At 43.5% G+C, this 12,323-nt stretch carries 11 protein-coding genes and 1 riboswitch; of the genes, 10 read left to right on the top strand and 1 reads right to left on the bottom strand.

Annotated features, from left to right (window positions below; genetic code table 11):
* Positions 1–49: 49 nt before the first annotated feature.
* A complete protein-coding gene (locus tag BUB66_RS03550) occupies positions 50–895 on the bottom strand; it encodes a hypothetical protein (RefSeq protein WP_073254745.1) in 846 nt (281 codons plus the stop codon).
* A gap of 163 nt (positions 896–1,058) precedes the next feature.
* A riboswitch (purine riboswitch) is annotated at positions 1,059–1,162 on the top strand.
* 69 nt (positions 1,163–1,231) lie between these two features.
* On the opposite strand from BUB66_RS03550, the gene BUB66_RS03545 reads away from it, so the two are divergent.
* The 10 genes from BUB66_RS03545 to BUB66_RS03500 all read left to right on the top strand — a co-directional run bounded on the left by BUB66_RS03545 (position 1,232) and on the right by BUB66_RS03500 (position 12,298).
* Positions 1,232–2,557 (top strand): NCS2 family permease, encoded by a 1,326-nt coding sequence (locus BUB66_RS03545; RefSeq protein WP_073254919.1) that lies wholly within the window; start codon positions 1,232–1,234, stop codon positions 2,555–2,557.
* A gap of 505 nt (positions 2,558–3,062) precedes the next feature.
* Positions 3,063–4,499, top strand: a complete 1,437-nt coding sequence (trpE, locus tag BUB66_RS03540; protein WP_073254742.1) for an anthranilate synthase component I — start codon at positions 3,063–3,065, stop codon at positions 4,497–4,499.
* Positions 4,500–5,087 carry an anthranilate synthase component II gene (locus BUB66_RS03535; protein WP_073254739.1) on the top strand — a complete coding sequence of 196 codons (588 nt, stop codon included), beginning with the start codon at positions 4,500–4,502 and terminating at the stop codon, positions 5,085–5,087. It abuts the gene before it with no gap.
* Positions 5,068–6,141, top strand: a complete 1,074-nt coding sequence (trpD, locus tag BUB66_RS03530) for an anthranilate phosphoribosyltransferase (protein WP_073254736.1) — start codon at positions 5,068–5,070, stop codon at positions 6,139–6,141. The genes BUB66_RS03535 and trpD overlap by 20 nt, the downstream gene beginning before the upstream one ends.
* The gene (gene trpC / locus BUB66_RS03525) at positions 6,080–6,859 is read left to right on the top strand and encodes an indole-3-glycerol phosphate synthase TrpC (protein ID WP_073254733.1); all 780 of its coding nucleotides are present in this window, start codon (positions 6,080–6,082) and stop codon (positions 6,857–6,859) included. The genes trpD and trpC overlap by 62 nt, the downstream gene beginning before the upstream one ends.
* 16 nt (positions 6,860–6,875) lie before the next feature.
* Positions 6,876–7,505 (top strand): phosphoribosylanthranilate isomerase, encoded by a 630-nt coding sequence (locus BUB66_RS03520; RefSeq protein ID WP_073254730.1) that lies wholly within the window; start codon positions 6,876–6,878, stop codon positions 7,503–7,505.
* Entirely contained in the window at positions 7,495–8,670 is a 1,176-nt protein-coding gene (gene trpB, locus BUB66_RS03515; RefSeq protein ID WP_073254917.1) for a tryptophan synthase subunit beta, read from the top strand. The genes BUB66_RS03520 and trpB overlap by 11 nt, the downstream gene beginning before the upstream one ends.
* Entirely contained in the window at positions 8,667–9,458 is a 792-nt protein-coding gene (gene trpA / locus BUB66_RS03510) for a tryptophan synthase subunit alpha (RefSeq protein WP_073254727.1), read from the top strand. Before trpB ends, trpA begins: the two co-directional genes overlap by 4 nt.
* An 82-nt stretch (positions 9,459–9,540) precedes the next feature.
* On the top strand, positions 9,541–10,659 hold the full coding sequence (locus BUB66_RS03505) for a DUF362 domain-containing protein (RefSeq protein WP_073254724.1): 1,119 nt from the start codon (positions 9,541–9,543) through the stop codon (positions 10,657–10,659).
* Between the two features lie 277 nt (positions 10,660–10,936).
* Positions 10,937–12,298: a uroporphyrinogen decarboxylase/cobalamine-independent methonine synthase family protein gene (locus BUB66_RS03500; RefSeq protein ID WP_073254721.1), complete on the top strand. Its 1,362-nt coding sequence runs from the start codon at positions 10,937–10,939 to the stop codon at positions 12,296–12,298.
* Positions 12,299–12,323 lie beyond the last annotated feature (25 nt).

The raw sequence follows: 12,323 nt of genomic DNA, 5'->3' as shown, positions 1-12,323 counted from the left end.
CTGGTTGTTTTTCTCTTTCAGAGCGATGACCCCCTTTTTCTAATTGAAGCTATAGAATTACGTCTAGTTTTCTGTTTAAATTAAAGGATGCCAGATCCTCCTTTAAAAATTCTTCCAATAAATTGGATTTTTTCCACTGCCAAGAGAGCGTTTCGATAAAAGATGAAAAGATAAATTCGGTTTTGATTTCTTCATAGCGCTTTCGGGCCTTTTTTAAATTATCGGGACCTTCAAACACCAGGGTACCGCTTAACTTCCCGTTTATATAGAATAAATTTACAAGAACCTTCCCGAAATTGAAAGTATTAACGAAAAAGGAAAAAGATTTGGTTAAGTCTTCAGGGCTCTTATTTTTTAATTCTTCTTTCACTTTGATGAAGATATGTCTATAAACGGGATGATGCAGAGCAAAGAATGCTACTTTTTTGTCCTTAAGTGCAACATGGGCGACGTTCAGTATTTTGATGCCCAGTTCCAATGTTGGTTCGGCAACGGGTTTATATTCACTTTTTTTCTCTTGTACCAATTTTTTTGCCAGCCTTTCGACAATGCTGTGAAGCACTTTTAGTCTTTCTTGAGTAATAGGCAGGTTTAGGTTGGAAAGTGTAAGAAAAGGCAAGACATCGGGTGAAGGAGTCTTTGAAAAAGGAGGGTTTTCTTTCATTTCCTGCCGGCTTAGGAGTTTAAAAATTATTTTTCCACCGGAATAGGAGATGGGCTTTAAATGTACAATCTCCCCTTCAGGGATTTGAAGTTCACTCCTTGCGAAAAATTTTTCGCCGTCAATTTCGATTATGTAACCACCTTCAACTTTACACCGAATAAATGCCTTTAGTGGTGCATTTAAAGTTGCATTAAAGTTATTCCAAAAACTATCAACTACAAATGTCCTCATAGCGCTACCACTCCGGGTATCCTCATTTTTATTTATTATATAAAAAATTTAAGGGTATGGCAAAAAATAGAAACGAACGATTCACAAAATTAAGCTAAAAATTGTTCGATTCTATATTGACTTTTCCAAATTCATCTGGTAATATAAATTTAAACTTAAAACCGCCCCAATTTATTAACCCCCCTATATAATTCCGGGAATATGGCCCGGAAGTCTCTACCGGGTGGCCGTAAACCACCGAAGGCTATAGGGGAAAAATTACTTTCCCCATAGTCGGGGACTTTTTATTTTTTCGGGGGAATAATATCACTGGAGGGATTTATTGTGAGGGAGGAGATGGCTATTTCCAAAAAAACTTCAGAGAGCCTGGCGGAGAAGGTGTTCAAATTATCGGAAAATGGTACAAATGTGAGGACGGAGATTACCGCTGGTATTACAACTTTTGTGACGATGGCCTACATACTTCTGGTTAATCCGGTGATATTGAAGGATGCCGGTCTAGACCAGGGGGCAGTTTTTATGGCTACAGCTTTAGCTGCTGCGATTTCAACAATGTTTATGGGGCTTTATGCCAACTATCCTTTTGCATTAGCGCCTGGCATGGGGCTAAACGCGTTCTTCGCATACGTGATGGTGGGCGGCATGAAGATTCCATGGCAGACGGCGCTCGGTGCGGTTTTTGTTTCTGGAATAATAGCTGTTATAGTTACGCTGACGGGGATTAGGGAACTTCTGATAAGGGCGATTCCGCTGCAGTTAAAACACGCCGTGGGTGCAGGAATAGGACTATTCATAGCCTTTATAGGTTTTAAAAATGCCGGAATAATAGTCGCAAATCCTGCAACTTTTGTAGACTTAGGAAATTTGAAGGACCCGGGGACGCTTCTTGCAGTTATAGGGCTTGTTATTACTGCCGCGCTGGTGGCAAGAGGAGTAAGGGGCGGTATCCTCATAGGGATAATCCTGACGACCATCATCGGTATTCCCATGGGTATAACTAAGTTGCCTTCTTCTTTGATATCTTCGCCTCCTAGCATCGCCCCAGGATTTTTGAAGCTTGATATTATGGGGGCATTGAAACTTTCGATGTATCCTGTGATATTTTCACTGTTTTTTGCTGACCTCTTCGATACTATAGGCACGTTTGTAGGTGTTGCAAGTCGCACGGGAATGTTAGATGAGCACGGCAATTTAAAGCGGGGTAATAAAGCGCTCTTTGCCGATTCGTTAGGGACTGTTGTAGGTGCATTGTTGGGTACCAGCAATACTACCACTTATGTAGAAAGTGCGGCTGGCGTCAGTGTGGGTGGAAGGACGGGCCTTACATCCGTAGTTGTGGCGTTGCTTTTCATCGCTAGCATCATCTTTTCTCCGATAGCGCTGGCTGTGCCTGCCCAGGCTACAGCACCGGCATTGATAATAGTTGGGGTATTCATGGCCAGCAGCTTAAATGAAATAAAGTTCGGAGACTTTTTGGAAGCCTTTCCAGCTTTTCTCACGGCAATCCTGATGCCGCTTACTTTTAGCATATCGATGGGACTTGCGCTGGGATTTATATCGTATACTGTCTTGATGCTGCTTTCCGGAAAGGGAAGAGAGGTCCATTGGGTGATGTACATTTTATCGATAACCTTTGCCCTCTACTTCATGTTCATAAGATGATACGCTTTGAAATTGGGCACTTTTATGTAAAGGATGAACAGCAAATTAACGCGAGCGATAACTTCTTATATTGACATATTCCGTATTTTTATTATAAAATATATCAACAAGCAAGATTAAATAAGTTCAAATTCGATGAACGGGAAGGATGCGGTAAACCAGGTCGCAGAGAGCCGGGGTAGGTGGGAGCCCGGTACTCTGGTTGCCGCTTGATGGGCCCGGGAGGAGTCGTGCGAAAGGTCAGTAGTATTGACCGGGAGTCCGCCGTTAAAAGGGCAGGGTATCGAAGGGAAACCTTCCGTACCCGAAACGAGATGGCTGCATTTAGGTGGCTGAGAGAGGCATTTCGTCCTAAAGGATGAAATGCCTTTTTTGCTATAAAGGCTACTTGGGCGGCCGAAGTTGGGTGGCACCGCGAGGGCACCTCGTCCCATGGGATGAGGTGTCTTCTTTTTTTAAGCGTACAGTTTTATTTCAAAGCAAGTAAGAAAGGAGTGGAATTACAATGACATTTTTCCCCGAAGAAGATGAATTTAGAAAACTAAAGGGGAAAGGCGGCATTGTACCTGTAGTATTTAAACTAAAAGCCGATGAGCTTACCCCTATTGGGCTTTTCTACAATTTAGATGGAAAAAGGAAATTTCTGCTTGAGAGTGCGGAATGCGCAAGGAGTTGGGGAAGATATTCGTTTCTGGGCAGCAACCCCTACATGGCGATAAGCAGCTTTAAGGATAAGGTGACTGTAGAAAAGGGAGGGCTTACCGAAACGTTTACTGGCAGAGTCCTCGACGAAGTAAAAAAATTTATAAAGCGACATGAGGTAGTTTATAAAGCGGGACTCCCGCCCTTTGCAGGGGGCGCGGTGGGATATGTGGGTTACGATGTGATAAGGCAGTACGAAAAACTTCCAGATAAAAATCCGGATACTATTCAAGTGCCGGAAGCCTATCTTCTATTTTACAAAGAGGTCATTGTATACGACCATTTTTATCACACGATATCCATCATCCGTAACGTATTTCCCGAAGAAGAGGTAAGTTATGGCGATGTAATAGAGGCTTTGAACTTAAAAAAAGTTGAAATATTAAGGTGCTCACCACTGCACCCGATAAAAAATGAGGCGAGTTTAGAAAGTTTAGATTCAAATTTCGACGAAGAGAGTTTTTGTCAGATAGTGCGCAGGGCAAAGGATTATATAACTGCAGGCGATGCTTTCCAGATTGTCTTGTCCCAACGACTGACCGCCATAACCGACGCCAAGCCGTTTGACGCCTATAGGAAGCTCCGCTACCTCAATCCTTCTCCTTATATGTTCTATATAGATTTTGGGGATTTTCAGATAGTAGGCTCCTCTCCCGAAAGCCTAGTAAGGGTGGAAGGAAAGAAGGTGATGACCAATCCAATAGCGGGGACGAGGCCAAGGGGAAAAAACGAGCAAGAAGATGAAAGATTGAAATCAGAACTTTTGTCAGACGAGAAAGAAAGGGCAGAACACCTAATGCTGGTTGACCTTGCGAGGAACGACATAGGAAAGGTTAGCAAAATCGGCACGGTTGAGTTGGAAAGATTTATGGAAGTTGAGCTGTATTCGCACGTCATGCATATTGTCTCTACTGTATCGGGTCAGCTTAGCGATGATAAAGATTATTTCGATGCACTTGTGGCTTGCCTTCCTGCTGGTACAGTATCGGGGGCGCCTAAGATCAGAGCTATGGAAATAATTGATGAGCTTGAAAATGTAAGACGCGGGATATATGCCGGTGCGGTCGGGTATTTTTCCTATACTGGAAATATGGATATGTGTATCGCAATCAGGACGATTATATTTAAAGGACGGAAAGCCTACATTCAGGCGGGGGCTGGTATCGTCTATGACTCCGTCCCTGAATTGGAATACCAAGAGACTTTAAATAAGGCTATGGCGCTAAAGGAGGTGTTATAGATGGTACTTATCATAGATAATTACGACTCATTCACATACAATTTATACCAATACATCAGAGAAATTTATCCCCGTGTCGAAGTTGCGAGAAACGACGAGGTGTCGCCAGAACAAATATTGGGCTCTGGAGCTAAGGGAATAGTGCTCTCGCCAGGACCGGGAAGGCCGGAAGAAGCCGGGATCTGCGTTGAACTGGTAAGAAAAGCTGCGGGGAGAATTCCGATTATCGGGATTTGCCTGGGCCATCAGGCTATAGGGTACTCCTTTGGAGCGAAAGTTGTTAAGGCGGATAAGATACTGCACGGAAAGACATCTTTAGTTGTACACGAGGGAAAGGGGATATTGAAGGGATTAAAAAGTCCAGTTAGGGTGGCCAGGTATCATTCTTTAGTGCTCGACGAAAACAGCATACCGCCAGAGTTAGAAGTTACGGCTAAAACTTTAGATGGTACTATCATGGCCATAATGCACAAACATTTTCCTTTATTCGGTATACAGTTTCATCCAGAGTCAATAATGACCGAATATGGAAAAGAAATATTGAGAAATTTTATAGGAGTGATGCTGGATGCTGAAGGAAGCCATTAAAAAAATAACTTTAGGTGAAAATTTGAGCCAAGAAGAAGCTGCGATGGCGATGGACGATATAATGGAAGGTCGTGCCACACCGTCGCAGATAGGGGGATTTTTGGTGGGCCTTCGCATCAAAGGTGAGACAATTGATGAAATAACGGGCTGTGCATTTACTATGAGAAATAAGGCCAAAAAAGTGATACTGGACGGATACGCAATAGATACATGTGGAACCGGAGGGGATGGCGGCAGGACGTTCAACGTATCGACAGCAGTTGCGATTGTAGCGGCATCTTGCGGTGTGAGGGTTGCAAAGCACGGCAACAGAGCAGTCTCCGGAAAAAGTGGGAGCGCGGATGTCCTAGAGGCTCTTGGGGTAAATATTGAGATGTCCTCCGAAGAGGTTGCCGAAACCATCAGAAGGACGAATTTGGGCTTCATCTTTGCTCCACTTTATCATCTTTGCATGAAAAACGTTGCCGGGCCTCGAAGGGAATTGGGAATTAGGACAATCTTCAACATCCTTGGCCCACTTACTAACCCTGCTGGAGTAAAAGGCCAGGTAGTGGGAGTATACGACAGAGGACTTGTGGAAAGCATGGCTCAGGTGCTTGAAAATCTTGGAGTTAAAAGGGCTATGGTAGTGCACGGCCTGGACGGCCTTGATGAGATTACCACTACAACGAAAACTCTTGTGAGCGAGGTCAAGGATGGGAGAATAGTCCGTTATGAAATAGACCCTGCGGATTACGGAATCCCTTATGCAAGGCACCGGGACATCGCAGGAAATGATGCCTCTTACAACGCCCAACTTATAGTGAAGATATTCAAAGGAGAGAAAGGCCCGACGCGAGATATCGTCCTCTTAAATACAGCGGCCGCCTTATATATTGGAAATGAGGCAGAAAATATCAAAGAAGGGCTAGAAAAAGCTGCCTACGCCATTGACTCGGGAGCGGCTTATGAAAAACTGAGAGAATTCATAGAGATAAGTAAGGGGGTGCACGATGATACTGGACGAGATAATATATCACAAGAAAAAAATCTTGCGAGAAAAAAAACATCTTAAACCCCTTAAAATCCTTGAGAAAGAGGCCTATGATATGCAGCTTCCGAGGGATTTCCTTGGAGCACTTCGCACAGAGAAACCAAATGAGGTAAGGATTATAGCAGAAATAAAAAAGGCATCCCCATCGAAAGGCATAATAAGGGGGAATGTGAGCCCTTCCGAAATTGCGTCGATGTACCAAAGAGGGGGAGCTGATGCCATATCAGTTTTAACCGAGGACAAATATTTTATGGGAAATGATGAGTTTTTAAGACAGGTTAAAAAGTCTGCTACATGTCCAGTGCTGAGGAAAGATTTTATAATTGACCCTTATCAAATATACGAGTCAAAAGTATTGGGTGCCGATGCTGTGCTGCTAATAGCTGCAGTATTAGGAAGTAGGCTTAAAGAGTTCTACAATTTGGCAGAGTCGCTGGGGTTGGGGTGTCTGGTAGAGGTCCACGACGAATATGAACTTCAGATAGCTCTTGATATAGGTGCAAAGGTCATTGGTATTAACAACAGGGACCTCAGGACTTTCAAGGTCAATATCGAGACTACTGAAAGGCTCGTGCGACTGATTCCCGGGGATAGGGTGAAAGTTTCGGAAAGTGGGATAAAGAGCGTGGAGGATATAAAGAGACTTAAATTACATGGCGTCGATGCGTTTTTGATAGGCGAGGCGTTTATGGTTGCGGATGATGTAGAAGATGCCGTAAGAAAGTTTAAGGCCGGATAATGAGGTGAATGGATGAATGATCAGGATAAAGATATGTGGCCTTCGTAGAAAGCAGGATATTGAGTGGATAAACTTTTTAAAAGTGGACTATGCGGGATTCGTATTTGCTGAAAGCCGAAGGAGGGTATATTTGAAAGAGGCTGAAAGGTTGGTTGCGCTTCTTGAAAAGGGAATAAAAAAAGTGGGGGTATTTGTAAACCAAAATCCGGATTTTGTAAAAGGAGTTTGCAGTGCGTTAGGAATAGATGTTATCCAGCTTCACGGAGATGAAGGCCAAAAAGAAATAGAAAGCTATCTTGGTCTTGGCTTTGAAGTGTGGAAAGCTATCAGGATAAAGGATAAAAGTGATTTAATATCTGCCTTTGAATACCGAGTAGATGGCATATTGCTAGATGCCGCAGTGCGGGGGATGTATGGCGGGACTGGCAGGACATTCAACTGGGATATTTTAAAGGGGGCATATTTCAAAAACAAAATAATCCTGGCAGGAGGGCTTGACCCCCAAAATGTGGGCTTTGCCATTACCAAGGTAAAACCGTTTGCAGTGGATGTGAGCAGTGGTGTTGAAACCGAAGGGTATAAGGATTTTTTTAAGATGAAAGAATTTGTAGAAAGGGTGAGAAGATTTGGAAAACATGACAGGTAGGTTTGGAATTTTTGGAGGGCAGTACGTGCCGGAGACGGTCATGAATGCATTGACAGAACTTGAAAGGGAGTTTAATGCTGCAATAAAGGATGAAAATTTCATAAAGGAGTACAGATATTATTTGAAAGAATATTCGGGACGGCCTACGCCGCTTTATTTCGCATCTAACCTTACGGAGAAACTGGGCGGCGCCAAAGTATACCTTAAGAGGGAAGACTTAAACCACACAGGGGCGCACAAGATAAACAATGTTCTAGGGCAGGTCCTGCTCGCAAGACGGATGGGGAAGAAAAGGGTGACGGCTGAGACAGGAGCAGGACAGCACGGTGTAGCTACTGCAACAGTGGCAGCCATGTTCGGCCTGGAATGCGAGATTTTTATGGGGAGGGAAGACATAAGAAGACAGGCCCTGAACGTTTTCAGGATGAGGCTTTTAGGGGCGAAGGTGCACAGTGTGGATTCGGGGACCGGGACTTTAAAAGATGCAGTAAACGAGGCGATAAGGGATTGGGTGGCTAGAGTAGAGGATACTTTTTATGTCATAGGTTCAGCAGTAGGTCCGCACCCATACCCGACGATGGTAAGAGAGTTTCAAAAAGTAATAGGAGAAGAGGCGAAAGCGCAAATTCTTGAAAAGGAAGGCAGGCTACCTGATTATGTCATAGCCTGTTTAGGTGGAGGCAGCAATGCTATTGGGATATTCCACCCTTTTTATCATGACAAAGAAGTGAATTTGGTGGGTGTTGAGGCTGGGGGCTTTGGATTAGAAAGCACAAAGCACGCTGCTAAAATGGCAAGAGGCAGCGTAGGTGTGCTACACGGCATGAAGACCCTGGTTTTACAGGATGAGGAAGGTCATATTATGCCGGTACATTCTATCTCCGCAGGGCTCGATTATCCGGCTGTGGGGCCAGAGCATGCCTATTACAAAGAAATAGGAAGAGCCCAGTATGTAGCTGTGACCGACGACGAGGCAAAAGATGCTTTCATTAAGCTTTCGAGAATGGAAGGAATAATCCCCGCATTGGAAAGCGCCCACGCCGTAGCCTATGCCATCAAATTGGCTCCTCAACTTTCCAAGGATAAGGTCGTAATCGTAAACCTGTCGGGGCGAGGAGATAAGGATGTAGAGATAGTGGCAAATCTACCGGAGGTGATGCTATGAACAACAGGATTGACATGACTTTTGAAAGATTAAAAAAAGAAGGGAAAAAGGCTCTAATAGCATATATAACGGCTGGAGACCCGGATATTGAAACAACAGCTGAGTTAATATTTAAAATGATTGGGGCAGGAGCTGATGCGGTCGAAATAGGAGTACCTTATTCTGACCCCTTAGCCGACGGGCCGGTAATACAAAGGGCTTCTGCGAGAGCCCTAAAGAATGGTACAAGAATAAAGGATATAATGAAGATAGTTGAAATGATAAGGAAGAATTCCCAAATTCCAATCCTTTATCTTGTATATTATAATTCGGTATTCATCTATGGAGTAGAAAGGTTTATGAAAGAGGCCTATAGCGCGGGGGTTGACGGAATTATAATCCCCGATTTGCCGTTGGAGGAGAGGGGGGAGGTCTTTGAACTTACAAAAAAATACGGCTTGCATCTGATTCCCCTTGTTGCCCCAACTTCCCACGGGCGAATTAAAAAAATTGTGAAAAATGCAGGTGGATTTGTGTATTGTGTTTCAAGCACAGGGGTTACCGGTGAAAGGGAGCGCATTGAGACCGACATAAAATCCTATTTGGAAGAAGTTACAAAATACACAGGACTTCCAAAAGCTGTGGGATTTGGCATATCCAGCCCTGAGATGGCAAGAAATATAAAAGATTACTGCGAGGGTATAATAATAGGCAGCGCTATAGTTTCCATAATCGAAAAAGCGTCTACAAAGGAAGAAATGCTTGAAAAAATAGATAATTTTATAAGAAGCATAAAAAAAGTTTTGTAGTCCCGCTCTATAGCTGCTTTTTTAGGGAAGTTTTTGATGTATAATATTTTTGACATACATTGCGATAATGGGGGTAGTTGAAATGGGTTCTAAGGTTTACTTTTACAACATGAGGGCAAAAAGGCGGTCGCAGAACTTTCCGTCCAAAGTTGCAAAGCTTTTTGACGCTGCGGGCTTTGATAATATTATTTCGCCGAGCGAACTTGTGGCGATAAAGATTCATTTCGGGGAAAGAGGTAATACCGCATACATAAATCCCGTGTTTGTTAGGCAGGTGGTGGATAAAATAAAGGGAAAGGGAGCTAAGCCCTTTCTCACTGACACCAATACCCTATATAAAGGTTCCAGGAGCAATGGGGTGGACCACATTGTGAGCGCTATAGAAAACGGTTTTGCCTATGCGGTGGTTGGAGCGCCGGTAATAATAGCAGATGGAATTGTTAGCAAGGATTCGGTTGAAGTAGAAATAGGGAAGAAGCATTTTGAGAGGGTTAAGATTGCTTCGGGAATTTATTATGCCAATTCGATGATAGTGATGACACACTTTAAGGGCCATGAAATGGCGGGCTTTGGCGGGGCGATAAAAAACCTCGCTATGGGATGTGCTCCGGCTGCAGGGAAACAGCAGCAGCATTCCACATTAAAGCCGAAGGTAGGAGAAAAATGCAGGAGATGCCTTTCATGCGTAAACAATTGTCCCGAAAATGCAATTACTATCGTAGATAATGCAGCCTACATAGATCCCGAAAAATGCATCGGCTGCGGCGAATGCGTGTCGATGTGCTATTTCGGGGTGATAAAACCTCAGTGGGAAACTGACAGCCGGGAATTCATAGAAAGAATGACGGAGTATGCTTACGGGGCTTTCTTGGCTAAAAAAGGAAAGATAGCTTTTATGAATTTCGTTGTTGACGTTTCGCCTCTCTGTGATTGTACGCCGTGGAACGATGCGCCCATTGTGCCCGATATAGGAGTACTCGCATCCCTAGACCCGGTGGCTATAGACCAGGCAAGCTACGACCTGGTGACAAAGCAGCACGGAAATGCAAACAGCGTTCTAGGAGAAAAAGGGGTGGGTTTAAAACCCGGGGAGGACAAATTTAGGGCCGCGCATCCGGAGACTGACGGTCTTGTACAATTGGAGTATGCCGAAAAACTTGGGATGGGAACGAGGGAGTATGAGTTGGTAGAACTAAATTAAAAAAATTTCAAAAAACCTCCTGCCCTTAGGAACGGGGCTGGAGGTTTTTTGAATTATATGACATTCCGGCAATTATAATTATAAAAGTCAAATATTTTTAATAAATAAAACAATATTGACAAACAAAAATTACTTGTATATACTAGTAGTGAAAAATATATACAAAATTTAATAAATTATAAAATTATCTTGTTTTATGTTATATAACACGCTGTGTGTGATTCATTTTTTCTTGGGTTTGAAATTTAAAGCAATAAAATAAAGGGGGGACGAAATTATGAAAAATGCAGAAGAACTAAAAAAAGAAAGAACGGAAATTTTCCACGACCTATATGATGGCAAGATACCGAAAAGAGTTCCGGTTGGCGGCTTGATCGGGATAGAATTCTGCATCGAGTTTGCGGGACTACCACCTGCTAAGACACAATGGACGTTAGAAGGAATAGAGGAAGCAATGGACAGGATATGTCAGATGACGGGACAGGATATATATCCTTTCGGCTTTGCGAGGTCGCCGGTTGCCCTCCAGATCCTCGAATCAAGAATTCTTAGGATGGGGTCCGGGGGATTCATCCAGTACACCGAGGTTCCGGTCATGGAAGCGGATGAATACGATGACCTCATTAAAAATCCTCATGAATTCATAATGGAAAAAGTTCTTCCCAGGAAATACAAGGCTTTGGATGCCGACTCGGTGACCCGCTCTATAGTCTACGCAAAGGCTGCCAAAGCGCTTTTTGATCATTTGGATGCCTTTGCAAAAATAGATGCAAAATTGATAGAAAAATATGGATATTATACTCCCCCGCCTGAGTCTACCGGCATAGCTCTTGCACCTTTGGATTTTATCGCTGATGAGCTAAGGGGAGTAAAAGGACTTTTAATGGATGTTAGGAGATGTCCTGAAAAAGTGGCTGAGGCTTGTGAAGCTTTGCTGCCGCTGACCCTGAAAAGGGCTCTCCCGCCGGTGCCGTCAAAATACGGCCAGACCTTCATGCCATTACACATGCCGGGGTTTTTGAGGACCAACGATTTTGAAAAACTCTACTGGCCTACATTTTCCAGGATTGTGCAGGCACTGGCAAATGCGGGGCAACCCGTTTTCATGTTCTGCGACCATGACTGGATGAGGTTTTTGGATTACCTGTATGAACTTCCGGAGAATACAAGGATAGCCTTTGAATTCGGAGATCCAAAAGTAATAAAGGAAAAACTGGGGAAAAGGCATATACTTTCGGGTCTGTATCCGATGACCTATCTCAAGACGGCGACGAAAGAGCAATGCATAGATAAGGTAAAGGAACTCCTTGACATAATGGCACCCGGGGGTAGATATTACTTCGACTTTGACAAGAGCCTCATCACATTAAACTCTGTCAATGTAGAAAATTACTTTGCTGTAGTCCGATACGTGGCTGAAAATGCATATTACGACAATGCCGGAGAAGAAGCTCCAAAATATGAAAATTCCGGGAGGAGTTTTATAAAAGTAGGCGAAATACCCCCGTTTAAGTCGAAATATTATAAGACCTGGGAGGATTACAAAAAAGAGCACCCTGAAATTCCTGCAGAGCTCGAACCGGTTGTTGCCCAAAAGCTACAGATGTACGAAGAAATGTTTTTCATGTTGATCTCGTAGATAATATAAGGTAAATAATATAAGG

The organism is Caldanaerovirga acetigignens, from assembly GCF_900142995.1.
Lineage (GTDB): Bacteria > Bacillota > Thermosediminibacteria > Thermosediminibacterales > Thermosediminibacteraceae > Fervidicola > Fervidicola acetigignens.
Note: the sequence above shows the minus strand (reverse complement) of the source record. Positions and strands in the feature narration are given on the sequence as shown.